This is a genomic window from Brevibacterium sp. W7.2 (assembly GCF_018137945.1).
Lineage (GTDB): Bacteria > Actinomycetota > Actinomycetes > Actinomycetales > Brevibacteriaceae > Brevibacterium > Brevibacterium sanguinis.
Map to the genome: position 1 here is coordinate 213,577 of NZ_CP073089.1, position 15,965 is coordinate 229,541.

Annotated in this window: 14 protein-coding genes; 11 read left to right on the plus strand and 3 right to left on the minus strand. The window is 68.4% G+C overall.

Annotated features, from left to right (window positions below; genetic code table 11):
* Positions 1-10 precede the first annotated feature (10 nt).
* Positions 11-1,444, plus strand: a complete 1,434-nt coding sequence (locus J9315_RS00945; RefSeq protein ID WP_211978594.1) for a dihydrolipoamide acetyltransferase family protein — start codon at positions 11-13, stop codon at positions 1,442-1,444.
* Between the two features lie 601 nt (positions 1,445-2,045).
* Here the strand turns inward: J9315_RS00945 and J9315_RS00950 are convergent.
* Complete coding sequence (locus J9315_RS00950; RefSeq protein ID WP_211978595.1) at positions 2,046-3,176, minus strand: protein kinase; 1,131 nt, start codon at positions 3,174-3,176, stop codon at positions 2,046-2,048.
* 713 nt (positions 3,177-3,889) lie between these two features.
* Between J9315_RS00950 and rpmB the strand changes: the two genes are divergently transcribed.
* The 7 genes from rpmB to J9315_RS00985 all read left to right on the plus strand — a co-directional run bounded on the left by rpmB (position 3,890) and on the right by J9315_RS00985 (position 9,921).
* Complete coding sequence (gene rpmB, locus J9315_RS00955; RefSeq protein WP_137824956.1) at positions 3,890-4,126, plus strand: 50S ribosomal protein L28; 237 nt, start codon at positions 3,890-3,892, stop codon at positions 4,124-4,126.
* Positions 4,123-4,293 carry a 50S ribosomal protein L33 gene (rpmG, locus tag J9315_RS00960; RefSeq protein WP_198020651.1) on the plus strand — a complete coding sequence of 57 codons (171 nt, stop codon included), beginning with the start codon at positions 4,123-4,125 and terminating at the stop codon, positions 4,291-4,293. The genes rpmB and rpmG overlap by 4 nt, the downstream gene beginning before the upstream one ends.
* A gap of 6 nt (positions 4,294-4,299) precedes the next feature.
* Entirely contained in the window at positions 4,300-4,605 is a 306-nt protein-coding gene (gene rpsN, locus J9315_RS00965) for a 30S ribosomal protein S14 (RefSeq protein ID WP_009376593.1), read from the plus strand.
* Between the two features lie 69 nt (positions 4,606-4,674).
* A complete protein-coding gene (locus J9315_RS00970; protein ID WP_137824957.1) occupies positions 4,675-4,962 on the plus strand; it encodes an HU family DNA-binding protein in 288 nt (95 codons plus the stop codon).
* A 280-nt stretch (positions 4,963-5,242) separates the two neighbouring features.
* Positions 5,243-7,258 carry a cytochrome c oxidase assembly protein gene (locus tag J9315_RS00975; RefSeq protein ID WP_232623758.1) on the plus strand — a complete coding sequence of 672 codons (2,016 nt, stop codon included), beginning with the start codon at positions 5,243-5,245 and terminating at the stop codon, positions 7,256-7,258.
* Between the two features lie 432 nt (positions 7,259-7,690).
* Positions 7,691-9,046, plus strand: coding sequence for an MFS transporter (locus tag J9315_RS00980; protein WP_269780026.1), 1,356 nt, complete (start codon positions 7,691-7,693; stop codon positions 9,044-9,046).
* 125 nt (positions 9,047-9,171) lie between these two features.
* Positions 9,172-9,921: a 3-hydroxybutyrate dehydrogenase gene (locus J9315_RS00985; protein ID WP_198499946.1), complete on the plus strand. Its 750-nt coding sequence runs from the start codon at positions 9,172-9,174 to the stop codon at positions 9,919-9,921.
* 13 nt (positions 9,922-9,934) lie between these two features.
* On the opposite strand, the gene J9315_RS00990 is transcribed toward J9315_RS00985, so the two are convergent.
* Positions 9,935-10,810, minus strand: coding sequence for a LysR family transcriptional regulator (locus J9315_RS00990; RefSeq protein WP_140954877.1), 876 nt, complete (start codon positions 10,808-10,810; stop codon positions 9,935-9,937).
* Positions 10,811-10,942: 132 nt separating this feature from the next.
* Between J9315_RS00990 and mmsB the strand changes: the two genes are divergently transcribed.
* From mmsB to J9315_RS01005, 3 genes are all read left to right on the plus strand, one after another.
* Positions 10,943-11,854 (plus strand): 3-hydroxyisobutyrate dehydrogenase, encoded by a 912-nt coding sequence (mmsB, locus tag J9315_RS00995; protein ID WP_137824962.1) that lies wholly within the window; start codon positions 10,943-10,945, stop codon positions 11,852-11,854.
* 108 nt (positions 11,855-11,962) lie between these two features.
* Complete coding sequence (locus tag J9315_RS01000; RefSeq protein ID WP_211978596.1) at positions 11,963-12,694, plus strand: YggS family pyridoxal phosphate-dependent enzyme; 732 nt, start codon at positions 11,963-11,965, stop codon at positions 12,692-12,694.
* Between the two features lie 147 nt (positions 12,695-12,841).
* Positions 12,842-14,857 carry an NHL domain-containing thioredoxin family protein gene (locus tag J9315_RS01005; protein ID WP_211978597.1) on the plus strand — a complete coding sequence of 672 codons (2,016 nt, stop codon included), beginning with the start codon at positions 12,842-12,844 and terminating at the stop codon, positions 14,855-14,857.
* Positions 14,858-14,963: 106 nt separating this feature from the next.
* On the opposite strand, the gene J9315_RS01010 is transcribed toward J9315_RS01005, so the two are convergent.
* Complete coding sequence (locus J9315_RS01010) at positions 14,964-15,923, minus strand: hypothetical protein (RefSeq protein WP_211978598.1); 960 nt, start codon at positions 15,921-15,923, stop codon at positions 14,964-14,966.
* Positions 15,924-15,965: the final 42 nt, after the last annotated feature.

Here is a 15,965-nt window from a genome sequence, read left to right on the forward strand (position 1 = left end):
GGAAGCAAGAATGGCGTTCGAATTCCCTCTTCCCGACGTCGGCGAAGGCCTCACCGAGGCGGACATCGTGTCCTGGAAGGTGGCACCCGGCGACGAGGTGACGGTCAACCAGATCCTCGTCGAGATCGAGACCGCGAAGTCCCTCGTCGAACTCCCGAGCCCGCAGGCCGGGACCGTCGGCGCCCTCCTCGTCGAGGAGGGGCAGACCGTCGAGGTCGGGACCCCGATCATCCGCTTCGGAGGTGCCGAAGACGCCGGCGCGGGCGCGGAGACGATGAGCGCACCGCACGCCGAGGCGACCGCCCCGGACTCTGACGGTGCTGTAACCAGCGACGACGAAGGCGGTGCCACCCTCGTCGGGTACGGCGCCAAGGCCGCCTCATCGAAGCGCCGTCCGCGCAAGGGCGGGTCGGTCGCCCCGTCGCAGTCGAGTGCCGCGGAGACCTCGGGCACGGCACAGTCTTCCGCTCCCGCCGCGCCTGCGCCCGCGCAGCCTGAAGCCGGGCCGGCCGCGTCCGATGGTGCGGCTGCGTCGGCCGAGACCGCCTCGGCGGGCAAGCCGCTGGCCAAGCCGCCGGTGCGCAAGCTCGCGAAGGACCTCGGCATCGACCTCGCATCGGTGACGCCGACCGGATCCCGCGGTGAGGTCACGCGCGCCGATGTGCAGGCTGCGGCCGACGGCACCGCGGCACCTGCTGCGACTGGGGCGACCGCGGCTGGGCCGACCGCCTCGGCGAGTGTCGACGCGGACGCCCTCGAGGAGCGGATCCCGTTCAAGGGCGTTGTGAAGATGATGGCCAAGGCGATGGTCGACTCGGCGTTCACGATGCCGCACGTCACCGAGTTCCTCGACGTCGACGTCACCGAGACGATGGCGTTCGTCCGTCGTCTCAAGGCGTCGAAGGTCCTCGGGGAGGATGTGCGGGTGTCTCCGCTGCTCATCGTCGCGAAGGCGGTGGCCTGGGCGGTTGCGCGGAACCCGCGGATCAACTCGACACTCGACGGCGATGACATCGTCGTCAAGAAGTACGTCAACCTCGGGATCGCTGCGGCCACGCCGCGCGGACTCATCGTGCCGAACATCAAGAACGCGCACACGATGGGCCTCACGCAGCTGGCGCAGGAGATGCAGGAGCTCACGGCCCTGGCTCGCTCGGGCAAGACTCCGCCTGCTGACCAGGCAGGAGGTACGATCACCATCACGAACGTCGGCGTCTTCGGCGTCGATGCCGGAACGCCGATCATCAACCCCGGCGAAGCCGCGATCCTCGCCTTTGGGCAGGTGCGGAAGAAGCCGTGGGTCGTCGACGACGAGATCGTGCCGCGTGAGATCACGACTCTGTCCGTGAGCGCCGACCACCGTGTCGTCGACGGCGAGATCATCTCGAAGTTCCTCGCCGACGTCGGCCGCGGCCTTGAGGATCCGAGCGTCCTCCTGGCCTGAGGGCGATGCTGGAGCCGCCTATCACCCCGCGCGCGAGGTGATGGGCGGCTTCGCTCGCCTGGTGGAGGCGGCCTCCGCCGACCACTACCCTCAGCTCCACAGACACCTCGTGGACGCGACGGATGTGGAGCTCAGCGGAGGGCGTGCGAAGCCACGGGTTGTGTTTGCCGCTCAGCGGAGGGCGAGCCGTTCCGGGTTGCCGGCTTCGCGGCAGGTGCGTCGCTGAATGCCGGGGGCTGATGATTCTGGCACCTGGGGGAGGCGGACTCTGCCGACCACTACCCTGAGCTCCACAGACCCCTCGTGGACGCGACGGTTGCGGAGCTCAGCGTAGTGCGCGCGAAGCCACGGGTAGTGTTTGCCGCTCAGCGGAGGGCGAGCGAAGCCACGGGTTGTGTTTGCCGCTCAGCGGAGGGCGTGCGAAGCCACGGGTTGTCATTGCCGCGCAGCGTAGGACGTCTTGCTGCGGGTAGTCTGTGATGCTCCGCGTAGGGCGTGCCGTTCCACGAAGGACGTGGCCCTCTCCCCGGGCCGTGACGCTCCGCGGAGGGCGCGCCGCTGCGGGTTGTCCGTGCCGCTGTGCACGAGACGTGCCGTGGTGTCAGCTGTCGAGGTAGGCGCTGTTGTCCTCGGAGTACTCGCCGTCCTTGACGAGTCGCTTGGCGAGGCAGTGGTCGCGGTCGAGACCCCACGAACGGCACTTGTCGAGCGCCGGCTTCGCATCGCTGTAGCCGGTGTCGACGACCGTCACCCAGTAGTCGCCGGACTTGTAGGCACTCCAGTCGCCGCTGTAGATGAGGATCGACCCGGGATACTTCACCTGGTTCGCTTTGAACTCGTCGAGGATGTCCTGCGCCGACCACGTCTTGCCGTCGGCCTCGAGCCCGACCTTCTTCGCGCTCACCTGGGTGACCCACTGGCCTTCGAGGCCCGCGGCCGCCTCGGTGCCCGACTTCACGAAGCCGTCGAGCTCCTCCTCCGGCGTCCCGGTGGGCTGGACGAGTTCGTCCGAGGGCGTCGGCGCTGCCGAGGCCGATTCCTCTCCGCCGACGTCGACGGGCACTGTGCCGGATTCGGGGGCGAGCCAGCGCGCTCCGAAATAGCCGAGGAGCGCGAGAACCGCGAGGATCGCGGCGATGACGATGACGACCTTCGTAACCGATCCCTTGCGCGGGCCGGAGTCGGAGACGGCCTGGCCGATGCCCGAATTCGGACCCCCCGGGCCGTAACCCCCGGAACTATAACCCCCGGGACCGTAGCCTCCAGGACCATAACCACCAGGCCCGTATCCGGCCGCACCCGAACCGGACGCCCCAGAACCGGCAGCACTCGAACCGCCCGCCCCGGAAACGCCAGGCCCGAATGTCCCTGCCCCGCCCGAGTCAGAGCCGACACCGGCCCCCTGAGAGGGCGCACCCGAGTGCCGGGCATAGCCGGCGGCATGGCCGGCTGAACGAGCACGGGTACCGCTGCCGGCGGCATTGACATGGTCCTGGAACGGCGAGCTGCCCGCGGGGGCGAAGACGTTGGCCGAACGGGTTCGCGATAGGGGAAGGTCGCCGGTGTGACGTTCGATGTATTCGTAGTAGGTCGAACCGTCGAACTCGGCATCGGCTGAGTGGGCATCCGCTCCCTGCGACCCGGGCTGCGGGCTCCGGCCGGATCGATCGGACGAATCCCAGTCATCACTGGTCGCGGGACGGATGCGCGGCCTCGGTGGAACGTCGCTCATCTGTCCTCCAGAGTGCCAGATGTGGTGGCAATCATCTTCTTACCTTGGCACGAGTTCGGTGGACCTTCAACACGGTCGCGGCGCTCTGGCATGCCCTTCCTCGCCGAGGCGGTCGGACCCTGAGAACGGCGCCGAGACGCCCGTCGGCGGCCCCCTGACGACGGCGAACACCCATGCGACCACGGCAGGGAGCGCGGGATCCGCGCGAACTCGGGCGACGTGGGTGCGCAGCGGTCGCCACCATGCGGCAACGGTCGTTGATCCGATCTGCCCGCCGCCTCGGCGCGAGCCCCGCGAATCCGGGGAGCGTGTGAATTTGCTCTGAAGGCCGGATCGTCTCTAAACTAGATGTCTGTTGTGTCGTAACGGGCCCGTCCTCGACGGATCTGCTATGACCGACATGGTGCTCACCCACCGCTGCACTCCAGCTTCGGCCATCTCTCACAGGCTACGGCTTCAGCGCTGGTGAGACATCTCGCCCGAACGGGCAAGCCTGTTTCGGCGTACACAATTTCCATTGCGAACGCCGCGTGCTTGCGACTCGGACCCACCGGAACGTCCCTCGACGTCCCTGCCCGGGCCCGCGTGAGCACAGCAGCATCGCGAGAATTTGTTGATGTCTTCCGACATCGGCGCAAGCGAGTTAAGGACCGTCGACCGGTTCAGCTCGGGCTTGTTTCGAGAGTCGGTAACTTGTGAACTGGAGGAGAGTCATGGCAGCAACCTGCCAAGTCACCGGGGCCGTTCCCGGTTTCGGACACAATGTGTCCCACTCGAAGCGCCGCACCAAGCGCCGCTTCAACCCGAACATTCAGACGAAGCGCTACTACGTTCCGTCGCTGCGTCGCAACGTCACCCTCAACGTGTCCGCCAAGGGCATCAAGGTCATCGACGTGCGCGGCATCGACTCCGTGGTCGCCGAACTCATTGCCAAGGGAGTGAAGCTCTGATGGCGAAGGCACAAGACGTTCGTCCGATCATCAAGCTCAAGTCGACCGCCGGCACCGGGTACACCTACGTGACCCGCAAGAACCGCCGCAACAACCCGGACCGCATCGTGCTCAAGAAGTACGATCCCGTCGTCCGCAAGCACGTCGATTTCCGAGAGGAGCGCTGAGCGCACATGGCCAAGAAGTCCAAGATCGCCCGCGACAAGCAGCGTCGCGTCATCGTCGAACGCTACGCAGAGCGCCGCGCGGCCCTCAAGCGTCAGCTCACCCACCCCGACAGCACCGACGAGCAGCGTGAAGAAGCACGCCTCGGCCTGCAGAAGCTTCCTCGCGATGCCTCGCCAGTGCGCGTGCGCAATCGTGACCAGGTTGACGGCCGCCCCCGCGGCTACCTGCGCAAGTTCGGACTCTCCCGTGTCCGCTTCCGCGAAATGGCACACGACGGCGAGTTGCCGGGCATCACGAAGTCCAGCTGGTAATCTCGAGGAAGTTCGTTATCGGAAAAACGGACCGGTAACCGACCGACTTGTCCTAAGGAGGACACTTTTATGGCTAAGAACCGCAGTGAGCTCGTTGCAGAAGTTGCCGAGAAGTCCGGCCTGACCCAGAAGCAGGTCTCGGATGTTCTCGACGGAGTCTTCGATGTCTTCTCCGACGTCGTCGACAAGGGCGAGAAGCTCACCATCCCGGGCTGGCTCTCCGTCGAGCGCACCGAGCGTGCCGCTCGCAAGGGCCGCAACCCGCAGACCGGTGAAGAGATCCAGATCAAGGCCGGCTACTCCGTCAAGCTGTCCGCTGGTTCGAAGCTCAAGGCTGCCGCCGGCGCCCCGAAGTGACCTTCGCGCTTCACGCGCACGAAGACCCGGATCGATCATCGGTCCGGGTCTTCTGCTGTCCGGGCTGAGGCATCCCTCGCCGAGGCGGGGCACCGTGTCCGTGCACGCCGGGTGCCGCTGAGCGCGGATTCCCAGGGAGATCTGCGCCACCTCGGCGGGTGCGAATTGGCAGGGGCGAACCCCGGGACGATATCCTTGAGGCTATGGATTCAGCGGCGGGCAGGCACCAGTGACCTCCAAGATCATTGCACCGCTCGTCGGTTTCACAACGCGGGCTGCCGTGCCCATCGTCGTGGTCGTCGGCCTCATCGTCGCATTCCTCGCAATGCTCTACACCGGCGCCGCCGAGGCGACGCTGCTCAACGACCCCGGCCGTGTCGTCCGCTTCGGACTCCCCGCGGCCAAGTCCCTCTTCAACGTCGCGATGTCGGTGACCATCGGGTCCCTCCTCTTCGCCCTCCTCATCCTCCCGCGCACGCAGGGTCGCACACGGCACAAGGGCGGGAAGAAGGCCGGTGAGGCCGACCAGCCGCCGCTCGACGCGCTCTGGGAGAAGTCCCTGAAGATCGCCGAGGTCGCCTCGGTGGCGTGGACCGTCTCCGCGGTCGCCGTCCTCATCTTCACCTTCATGGACACCGTCGGCGCCCAGGCCTACATCGACTTCTCCAACCAGCTCGGCGTCTTCGTCACGCAGATCGCCTTCGGTCAGCTGTGGACGCTCATCGTCGTCCTCATCGCCATCGCCTCGACGCTGTGCTTCGGCTCCCGGTCCTACCTGGGCATCGCGTTCGCCGGGCTCATCTCCATCGGCGTGATGATCCCCATGGCGCTCATGGGCCACTCCGCGCAGGCCTCGGGCCACACCCAGGCCGTCAACAGCATCGGCCTCCACCTCCTCGGCGTCACGATCTGGCTCGGCGGCCTCCTCGTCGTCGCCCTCCTCGGCGGTCGCCTCGCGACGTCACCGCACCTGAGCACGATCATCAGCCGGTACTCGTCGTTCGCGCTCTTCGCGTTCGTCCTCGTCGCGTTCTCCGGCGTCGTCAACTCGCTCCTGCGCGTCCAGTCCGTCGGGGACCTCATGACCCCCTACGGGCAGGTCATCATCGGCAAGGTCATCGGCACGGTCCTCCTCGGCCTCATCGGCTTCTGGCACCGCCGCTACGTCATCGCCCGCCTCGGCACCGTCGCCTCGGTGACGGTGGAGTTCTGGCGCCTCATCATCGCCGAGTTCGTCATCTTCGGCGCGACCATGGGCCTGGCCGCCGCGCTGGCCCGGTCGCAGCCGCCCGTGCCCCAGGAGCCGGTCGGCAACCCCACACCCTCGGAGATCCTCTCCGGAGAGCCGCTGCCGCCGCAGCCGACGTTCTCCCGCTACTTCACCGAATGGTCGGTCGACCCGCTGTGGCTCGTCATCGCCGTGGGCCTGGGCATCGCGTACGTCGCCGGGTTCATCCATCTCAAGCGCCGAGGTGATTCCTGGTCGATCGCGCGCCTCGTCTGCTGGCTCGTCGGCATGGTGCTCCTCATCTACGTCACCTCCGGCGGCCCCGTCGTCTACGGCGAGGTCCAGTTCTCCGCGCACATGATCCAGCACATGCTGCTCGTCATGGTCGTGCCGATCCCCATGGTCCTCGGTGCGCCGATCACCATGCTCATGCGGGCGACGACCCCGCGCACCGACGGCTCCCGCGGCATCCGCGAATGGGTGCTCTGGCTCGTCCACACGCCGTTCCTGCGGTTCCTCGCGAACCCCGTCGTCGCGAGCGTCAACTTCGCCGGCTCCCTCGTCGTCTTCTACTACGCGGGTCTCATGCGCTACGCGCTCGAGTACCACCTCGGGCACGAGCTGATGATCTTCCACTTCCTCGGCGCCGGCTATCTCTTCGCGCAGTCGCTCATCGGCGTCGACCCCGGGGTCAAGCGGTTCCCGTACCCGCTGCGGCTGCTCACGCTGCTCATCACGATGGCCTTCCACGCGTTCTTCGGCATCTCCCTGCTCAGCTCCGAAGTCCTCATCGAGGGCAATTGGTTCGGCAACATGGGCACCGACTGGGGATACACCGCGATCGAGGACCAGCAGCGCGGCGGCGCGATCGCGTGGGGAATCGGCGAGCTGCCGACCCTGTTCCTCGCGATCATGGTCGCCTTCCAGTGGTCGAAGTCCTCGGATCGCGAAGCCAAGCGGGTCGACCGCCGCGAGGCCCGGACGAACGACGCCGAGCTGCGCGCGTACAACGACATGCTCGCGACGATCGCCGAGAGCGACTCCCGCGCCGAACAGCGCCGCAGCTGACCCTGCCGGGGCACCGGTCCTCGTGACCGGATGACCTCGCCGGCGGTGCGCCTCCGCTGACGGACGGGACCTCAGAGCGCGTCGGCACTCCGGCGCCGCGGCTGGCCCCGCGCCACCCTGACTCCGCTGTCGCACGGGACGTCCGACCGCCTCGGCGAGGGCGCGTTCATCTGCACGCGACGCACACCCGCTGTGCACGAATATGCACAGGAAATTCTCGTTTTCGCGCCTCTGCGCATCCCAATCGCCTGTGAAGTGGCGCACACTGAGAGGGAACCGCCCTCACCGGATCACGGTGAGGACGGTGCGCGCAGGCCCGTGAGAGCTCTCATCGCCGAGACCCTCGCCACGGCCGCGGCACCGGACACGGTGACAGGTCAGCACGATCAGCCCGCAGAGTCGCGGCGCGGATCGGAGAAATCGAGGAGAGTCATGAGTGCACAGAGCCCCACGGAGAGGAAGTCGGTGCGCGCGCAGCTGCGCAAGGTCGTCGCCGCGTCGATGGCCGGCACGGTCGTCGAATGGTACGAGTTCTTCCTCTACGGGTCAGCGGCGACGCTGGTGTTCAACCACATCCTGTTCCCGCCGTCGGACAACCCGCTCACGCCGATCCTGCTCGGCTTCGCGACCTACGCCGTCGGCTTCATCGCCCGTCCCATCGGCGGCATCGTCTTCGGCCACTACGGTGACAAGTTCGGACGCAAGAAGCTCCTGCAGCTCTCGATCATCCTCGTCGGCGCCGCGACGTTCCTCATGGGCTGCCTGCCGACGTTCGGGCAGATCGGCTACCTCGCGCCGATCCTCCTCGTCCTGCTGCGCATCGTCCAGGGCTTCGCGGTCGGCGGCGAATGGGGCGGTGCGGTGCTCCTCGTCGCCGAGCACTCCCCGGACAAGGAGCGCGGCTTCTGGTCGTCATGGCCGCAGTCGGGCGTGCCGCTGGGCAACCTGCTCGCCACCGGCGTCCTCTTCGTCCTCACCGCGACGCTGAGCGAAGAGGCCTTCCTCTCGTGGGGCTGGCGCATCGCGTTCTGGCTCTCGGCGGTCATCGTCCTCATCGGCTACTACATCCGCACCCGGGTCTCCGACGCCCCGATCTTCGAGAAGATCCAGGCCGAGGAGATCGAGGAGGGCGTCGACTACGGCGTCAAGGCCGTCTTCAAGCGCTACCCGCGTGAGGTCTTCACCGCGATGGGTCTGCGGCTGGTGGAGAACATCCACTACTACCTCGTCGTCACCTTCTCGATCACCTACCTCGCGGTCGTCGCTCAGATCGAGGCGAGCGAGATCCTCGGCCTCCTCCTCGGCGCGCATGCGATCCACGCGCTGCTCGTGCCGATGATCGGGGCCCTCGGCGACCGGATCGGCCGCAAACCGCCGTACGCGATCGGCATCATCCTCACCGCGTCGTGGGGCTTCTTCGCCTTCCCGATGTACGACACCGGCAACCCCGGGCTCATCTTCCTCGCCCTGCTGCTGGGCCTCATCTTCCACGGGTTCATGTACGCCGGCCAGCCGGCGATCATGGCCGAGATGTTCCCGACCCGGATGCGCAACTCCGGCGTCTCGACCGGGTACCAGGTCACGGCGATCGTCGCGGGCTCCTTCGCGCCGATCATCGCGACCGCGCTCCTCGACGAGTTCCACTCCTCGGTCCCGATCGCGATCTACCTCGCGGTGGCGGCGCTCATCTCGCTCGTCGCGCTGATCTTCACGCGCGAGACGAAGGGCATCGACCTCCACTCGCTCGACCACGCCGACAAGGTCCGCCGCGGAGTCGTCGCCGGCTGAGCGGGCAGGACGTCGGTCGTCCTCCCCTCGCCGAGGCGGGGCGACGACCACGGCCGGGCACGGCTCCGTGCGGGGCCGGGAGGCGCAGCGGCGAGCAACCCCCGATTGAGGAAAGAGGATGAGGAATGACTGTTGATCTCACCGGCAAGCGCGCGCTCGTCACGGGCGGGGCCTCCGGTCTCGGCAAGGCGATGTGCGAGGCGTTCGCCGCCGCCGGAGCGGCGGTCACCGTCGCCGACGTCGATGCCGATGCAGCCGGCGCCGTCGCCGAGTCCATCGGCGGGCAGGCCTGGGTGGTCAACCTCGCCGACACCTCGGCGCTCGAGGGGATCGACATCGACGTCGACATCCTCGTCAACAACGCCGGCATCCAGCGCATCCACCCGATCACCGAGTTCCCGCTCGAGGAGTGGCGGCTCATCATGACCCTCATGCTCGAGGCGCCGTTCGTGCTGACGAAGGCGGCACTGCCGGCGATGTACGCACGCGGGTGGGGACGGGTCATCAACCTCTCGTCCGTCCACGGGCTGCGCGCCTCGGCGAACAAGTCCGCATACGTCGCCGCCAAGCACGGGCTCATGGGGCTGACGAAGACGACGGCGCTCGAAGCCGGTCCGCACGGCGTGACGTGCAATGCGATCAACCCCGGCTACGTCCTCACGCCGCTGGTCAAGGGGCAGATCGCCGAGCAGGCGCGGACGAACGGGATCAGCGAGGACGAGGTGCTCGAGAAGGTGTTCCTCGGCCACGCGGCGGTCCCGAGGCTCGCCGAGCCCGAGGACATCGCCGCTCTCGCCCTCTTCCTCGCCAGTGATGCGGCCGGCGTCGTCACCGGAGCCGCCCACAGCGTCGACGGCGGATGGACCGCCGCCTGAGGAGCACTGCGGTTCAGAGCACTTCGAGGACCGCGCGCACGCCAGCGCTGCGCAGCGCCTCATGGCGCACCGACGCCCAATAGGACACGCGTTTGGAGAAGAGCTCGGGGAGCACCTGGACGAGTCGGCTGTTCCCGCGCGCCGTGAAGTCCGGGAGGATCCCGATGCCGACCCCTCCGGCGGTGGCGAGCACGTGCGCCTGCACCGAGGTGGAGCGGAAGAACCCCTTGCCCGCGGGCAGCTCCGCGGCCGCCTCGTCGAGGTCGTCGACCTGCAGGGAGTTCTCGATGTAGTAGACGATGCGGTGGTCGGCGAGGTCGTCGAGCGTGCGCGGCTGCGGATGCGTGCGCAGATACTCCTGCGAGGCGTAGAGCTGGAGACGGTAGTCGCGGATCCGCTTGGCGGCGCTGCGCGGGGCGTCCGGCCGGCCGACGACGACTTCGATGTCGACGCCCGACCGGTACTGCCGGGCGCGCTGTGTGGCGGTGATGAGCTCGATCTGCAGACCGGGGTGGCGCAGCTGCAGGGATGTCAGCGCCGGGACCGCGAACTCGAGGGCGAACGCCTGCGGGCAGGCGAGGCGGATGGTCCCCGACAGCGCGGCGGTCTCGTGGGCGTCGATGCGGCCGAGCGCTGCCTCGATGTCCTCGGCGATCGGCAGCAGCTGCCGGCCCGCGGTGCTCAGCTCCCAGCCGTCGGGCGAGGCGACGAGGACGCGCTGGCCGTACGCCTTCTCGAGAGCGGCGATCCGCCGGGACACGGTCGTGTGGTTGAGTCCGAGACTGTGCGCGGCCGCCGTGAACTTCCCCAACCGCGCGACGGCGAGCAGGGTGAGCAGATCCTCCGGTGAGATCTGCCTGCCGGAACCGGTGGGTGCGTGAGCGGCCATAGTCTCTTCATTCTATCTGCGTGCGCGCACATTGCGGGTGCGGAAGAGGTGCCTTCCCGGGCTGATCCCCGCACCGTCTGCTGGCGTAATGTGAAGGGGAACACATGAACAGTTGATGCGAGGAGGCATGCGATGTCGACGATTGGATGGATCGGCCTGGGGAACATGGGTCGACCGATGACGGCGAACCTGGTCAAGGCCGGACACACGGTCAAGGGCTTCGATGTGGTGCCGGACGCCGTGACCGCGGCCGCGGCCGACGGGGTCACCCCGGTGGGATCCATCGCCGAGGCGGTCGCCGGTGCCGACATCGTCTTCACGATGCTGCCGAAGGGCGAGCATGCCCGCGCCGTCTACCTCGGCGACGACGGAGTGCTCGCGAATGCGGACACGAGCACCCTCCTCGTCGACTCCTCGACGATCGACTTCGATTCCGCGCGTGAGCTGCACAAGGACGCCGCCGAGGCGGGCTTCCGCTTCATCGACGGTCCCGTCTCCGGTGGGGTCACCGGCGCCCAGGCCGGAACCCTGACGTTCATGCTCGGCGGCGACGACGCCGATGTCGAGACGGCGCGGCCCTTCATCGAGCCGATGGCCGGCAACATCTTCCACGCCGGCGGTGAAGCCGCAGGTCAGGCGGCGAAGATCGTCAACAACATGATGCTCGCCATCAGCCTCGAGGGCGTCGTCGAAGGCGCCGTCCTCGCGCAGCGCTTCGGCCTCGACCCGAAGGCGTTCTACGACATCGCGAAGGTCTCCTCGGGCGATTCGTGGCCGCTGCGCACGTGGTATCCGGTGCCGGGCGTCACGGAGACCGCGGCGTCGAACAACGACTTCAAGCCCGGCTTTGCGACCGCGCTCATGCACAAGGACGTCGGTCTCGCGCTCGCCGGCGCCGAGTCCCAGGGCGTCGACCTCCCGGCGGCCTCCCTCGTCTACGCCCAGCTGCAGAAGCTCGTCGACGAAGGCCTCGAGGGGCTCGACACAACGGCGATCATCAAGAACATCGACCCCGCGGCCCCCGGCCTGCCGACGAAGCCCTGAGCGACCAGCGCGCTGCCTGAGGTGGTCCACACGCACCAGCCCACGTGTGCACTGCCGCCGACAGACTGGACGGCCGCGGCTCGGCTGCGCTCGTGCGAGACTGGGAGCATGAGTTCGACCGACACCCTGACCGCAGACGAATCCGCCGACATCCGCGCCCGCCTCGACGAGGTGGCCGAGCGCACCGCAGCCGCCGCGCAGGCCTCCGGGCGCGACGCCGACGCCGTGCGGATCCTGCTCGCGACCAAGACCCAGCCGGCGGAGAAGATCCGGGTCGCGCTCGAACACGGTTTCGGTCTCATCGGGGAGAACAAGGTTCAGGAGCTCGTCGCGAAGGCCGACGACCTCGCCGACCTGCCCCATGAGTCCCACCTCATCGGTCCGCTGCAGAAGAACAAGGTCAACCACACCCTCCGGCATGCGCAGTGCATCCAGTCGATCGACTCCCTCGATCTTGCGACGAAGATCGACAACCGCCTCGGCGTCATCGAGGGGACGGTCGATGTCTTCGTCCAGGTCAACACCTCCCGTGAGGATTCGAAGTCGGGTGTCGCGCCGGAGGACGCCGAGGCGCTGGTGACTGCCGTGCGCGGGCTGCAGCGCCTGCGCCTGCGTGGTCTCATGACGATCGGACTGCCGGGTCAGACGCCGGAGGAGATCCGCCCGAGCTACTCAGACCTCCGCGAACTCAGCGCTCGCCTCATCGACTCCGGTGCCCTGCCGGAGACTGCGACCGAACTGTCGATGGGCATGAGCAACGACTTCGAACTCGCGATCGCCGAGGGCGCAACGATGGTCCGCATCGGCTCGAGCGTCTTCGGCGCCCGCCCGACCGCCTAGGCTGGCCCACCGTGTGAACTGCCCGCCCGCGCCGGCAGTCGACCACGCGCCGGCAGTCGACCACGCGCCGGCCCGTCCCGGCGGTCACTGTGTCCCACGATGACAGCCGCCCTGCCGCCTCGGCGAGGGATCTGAGACCATGGACGCATGAACTCCAGCCCGCAGAGCTCCGCGGCCACCGCCGCGGACGACGCCACCGCCGAGGCCACCGCCCCGTCCCGCCCGCGCGAACCCAAGGTGCGCGCTCCCGAACTCCTCGGCCGCCGCTGGATGAACTCCGGTGACAAGGACCTCAGCCTCGCCGACCTGCGCGGCAAGGTCGTCCTCCTCGACTTCTGGACGTTCTGCTGCATCAACTGCCTCCACGTCCTCGACGAGCTGCGCCCGCTCGAGGAGAAGTACAAGGGCGAGCTCGTCATCATCGGCGTCCACTCGCCGAAGTTCGAGTTCGAGCGCACCGTTGAGGCTGTCGACCAGGCCGTCGAGCGCTACCAGGTCGAACACCTCGTCCTCGACGACCCCGACCTCATCACGTGGCAGGCCTACACGGCCCGCGCGTGGCCGACGCTCGCCGTCATCGACCCCGAGGGCTACCTCGTCGCCACCCTCTCCGGGGAAGGGCACGCCGCCGGCCTCGGCGAGATCATCGAGGGCCTCATCGCCGAGCACTCCGCGAAGGGCACCCTCCACTCCGGCGACGGCCCGTACGTCCCCCCGCCGGCACCGGAGACCGAGCTCTTCTACCCGGGCAAGGTCACGGTCCTGCCGTCGGGCAACCTCCTCGTCGCCGACTCCGGCCACCACAGCCTCGTCGAATACGCCCCCGACGGCCACACCATCGTCCGCCGCATCGGCACGGGAGACCGCGGTCTCAGCGACGGCGACCTCGCGACCGCCGAATTCAGCGAGCCCGGCGGCATCACCGTCCTCCCCGACGACATCGCCGCCCAGGTCGGCTACCAGCTCGTCGTCGCCGACACCGTCAACCACGTCCTGCGCGGCATCGACCTCGAGGCCGGCACCGTGACGACGATCGCCGGCACCGGCGAGCAGCACATGGTCGGCGCGATCGACAACGTCCGCGGCACGCACGGGGCGCTCGGGCGCTACGACGGATCCGCGCTCGACGTCAAGCTGTCCTCGCCGTGGGACGTCCTCTTCGTCCCCTCCACCGCCGAGGTGGTCGTGGCGATGGCCGGCAACCACACGATCTGGGCGTTCGACCCGGTCAGCGGCCGCATCCGCCTGCTCTCGGGCACGATGAACGAGGGTCTCGTCGACGGCGACGCCGAGACCGCCTGGTTCGCGCAGTCCTCGGGCCTCGACCTCCACCCCGACGGCGACGTCATCGTCGCCGACTCGGAGACCTCGGCGATCCGCCGCCTCGACCCGGCCACCGGCGAGGCGAGCACGATCGTCGGCGTCGGTCTCTTCGACTTCGGGTTCCGCGACGGTCCCGCCCCCGAGGCGCGGCTGCAGCATCCGCTGGGCGTGCGCACCCTGCCCGACGGGTCGCTCGCGATCGCCGATACGTACAACGGCGCGATCCGCCGCTACGACTTCGCGACGAACGAGGTGACGACGCTCGCCCGCGGGCTGCGGGAGCCCTCGGACATCCTCGTCGTCCCGGCGACCGGCGGGCGTGCCGGCGATGCCGAGGCGGACTCGGCCATCACCGGCGACGCCGCTGCCGGCGACGCCGAACTCCTCGTCGTCGAATCGGCGAACCACACGCTCACCCGCGTCACCCTGCCCAAGGACGCACAGCGCGTCGATGAGGGAGCGCAGACGAGCAAGCGGCCCTCGACCGAACTCGCCTCCGGTCCTGTGGCGATCAGCGTGAGCTTCACTGTCCCTGCTGGTCAGAAGCTCGACGACCGCTGGGGCGACCCGACGTACCTCCAGGTGTCGTCGACGCCGCCCGAGCTCATCGTCTCCGGCGGCGGGGGAGCGGAGGGGCTGAGCCGCGACATCGTCATCGATCCTGAGTTCACCTCGGGCGTCCTCCACGTCACCGCGCGAGCGGCCGCGTGCGACGGCGAACCCGGCGGGGAGATCCCGCTTCACGCCGCCTGCCACCTCTACCAGCAGGACTGGGGCATCCCCATCGAGCTGAGCGAGGCGGCTCCGGCCGTCCTCGACCTCGACCTCCGCGGAGCCTGACGCGGTCACAGAGCCGAGGATTCTCGCGTCGTTCGTCGCGATTCACTCGGTTCAGTGACCACACACGCGCCTGGATGCGCCGACGAGCCGGTCAGACGCGCCAATCTCACATGATCGAGACTTCGCCGAGGCGGCGCGGTTCGACGCGGACCTGCGAGGCCCGGACGACGACGGAGCCGCCGAAGACGAAGGACAGGGTCTCGTCGAGGTCGTACTCGGATGCGGTGACGATGTCGCGGTAGCGGCCCTGGATCCGCACCTCGGCTGTCGCCGGAGTGAGTTCGAGGTCGCCCCCGGAGGCCGTCAGACTGACCTTCGGCTCGCGCACGATCGACCACGTGACGTCGCCGAGGATCTCGTTGTCCGTCTCATAGCCGAACACGCAGCCCGTGGGCATGAGCGTCGTCGCCTTCACGCAGCCGGCGAGATAGTCGCTGACCTGCTGTGCCACGGACTCCTCGAGCTTCGCGGTCGGCTGCGGGGAGAGGGAGACCTGCGCGGTGTCGCCGGGTGCGGTCACCTCGGCGCGCTCCGACTTCGACGTCAGGTACGTCGCGTCGAAGCCGACGAGGTAGGTGGCCGGGAAGAGCACGGGCACGGTGCCGGCGGAGACGCTGTAGCCGTTGACAGTCGCCGTCGATGAGCCCGAGACATCGAGGTCGAGTGTGGGCCACGCCTCCTGCTCGATCGCCCACCGATCGAAGAGGCCCGCGGCAGCCGGCAGCTTGACGAGGGTGAGGTCGACCGACCGCGTCTGCGAGGACAGCACGTAGCTGAGCTTGACCGTCGCCCGGTCGCCGTCGGTCGAGATCGTCTCCGCACTCGCCTCACGGGGCAGGTCGGGGGCCGCGGCGAGGACGTCGCCGTTGAGCGCGAGCGTCGACTCCGGAGTGGGAGAGGAGAGGTAGGAGAAGGCGCGTTCGGCGTTGCCCTGCTCGATCGCGCGCATGTACGCCTCAACGGTGCGCGCGGGCGTGTAGAACGCGAGATTGAGCAGCGGCACCGAGGCGACTGTGAGGACGATGACGACGAGCGCCGAGATGAGGAGTGTCCGCGGTGTGCGCATGGCCTCTCCTCGTCGGCTTGGGGGATGGGGGCGGACCGTGTC